Below are 1,059 nucleotides of genomic sequence, written 5' to 3'. Positions count from 1 at the left end.
CCTCGATCCACCGATGAGCCTTCGGTGGGTGGCGTCGGTGTGATGGGCGCGGCGTGATCGGCTGCGGGCAGGGGTGAGTTCCGGGCGTCTCATCCCGGTTGTCCACTTCGTTGTCGGTCGTGCCGCTGGTGGCGGCGGTGGTCAGCTGGCCGCGGCCGGTGGTGGTGCGTGCGTCGCGGTGAAGAGTCGGTCGAACGCGGTCTGCCAGGGCCAGACGTCCGGCAGGTGCAGGATGATGCGGCGCGCCGTCCGCGCCAGTCGTGCCGGCACTGAGACGAGGGTGCGGCGAATCGTCGCGGTCGTTGCCCGGGCGAGCCGCCCGCCTCGGTCGGCGATGAGTCCAGCGGTGCGGGTGAGGTTGAATGCGATCACGGCGAGGACGAGCCATGCGCTGTTCGCGGTGAACACTCCCGAGGGCAGGTGAGCGAGCGGGCCCGCCTTCAGGTCCGCGTGAACTTGCTCGATGATCGCGTGCCCGCGGTGGGTCTTGTCCGCCGCGACGGTTCCCATCGTCTGCTTGTCGGTGGTGGTGAAGAACGCGTGGTGCCGGTAGATGTCGAACAGCGTCGGCTGCTCGACCTGCTTGGGGTTCAGGTCCGGGATCCGCCGCACCACCAGTCGCCCTTCAACCCGTTCGGCGATCTTCCGGGAACGGAACGCTGTGAAGGGCACCTCGGCGACCTCTGCCTTCGAGATCCACCGGCCCGTGACCTCGTCACGGATCGCGTTCGGGTACTCGATCGTCTCCCACCCGTCCTCGGGGATCGTCGCGATCGCCGTCTTCACCGCGGGGTCCATCCGAACGGTGACGGACACGTCCGCGCCGGCCTTGATCGCCGTGCCGATGGTGGCGTGTCCGTAGAAAGCGGAGTCCGCCCGCAGCAACGGCCGAACACTGCTGCCCAGGTCCATGCGGCGAAGCGTGGCGAGGGTGTCGGCGACGATCCTGGCCGCGCCTTTCGGGGAACCGGTCTTCCCCTGCCGCAGCCGCTGCCCCACGATCACCGGCGCCGACTGCGATGTCGACGCCGTGGCGAACAGGGCGTTCAGGCCGCGGAC

The 1,059-nt window shown here is 69.3% G+C and carries 1 protein-coding gene; it reads right to left on the bottom strand.

Annotation, left to right across the window (positions count from 1 at the left end; all coding sequences use genetic code 11):
• Nucleotides 1-141 precede the first annotated feature (141 nt).
• A partial coding sequence (locus MIC448_RS14805) for an IS1380 family transposase (RefSeq protein WP_036301497.1) occupies nt 142-1,059 on the bottom strand: 918 nt, incomplete at its 5' end.

The organism is Microbacterium sp. C448, assembly GCF_000582705.2.
In the GTDB taxonomy this organism is placed as follows: domain Bacteria; phylum Actinomycetota; class Actinomycetes; order Actinomycetales; family Microbacteriaceae; genus Microbacterium; species Microbacterium lacus_A.
Note: the sequence above shows the minus strand (reverse complement) of the source record. Positions and strands in the feature narration are given on the sequence as shown.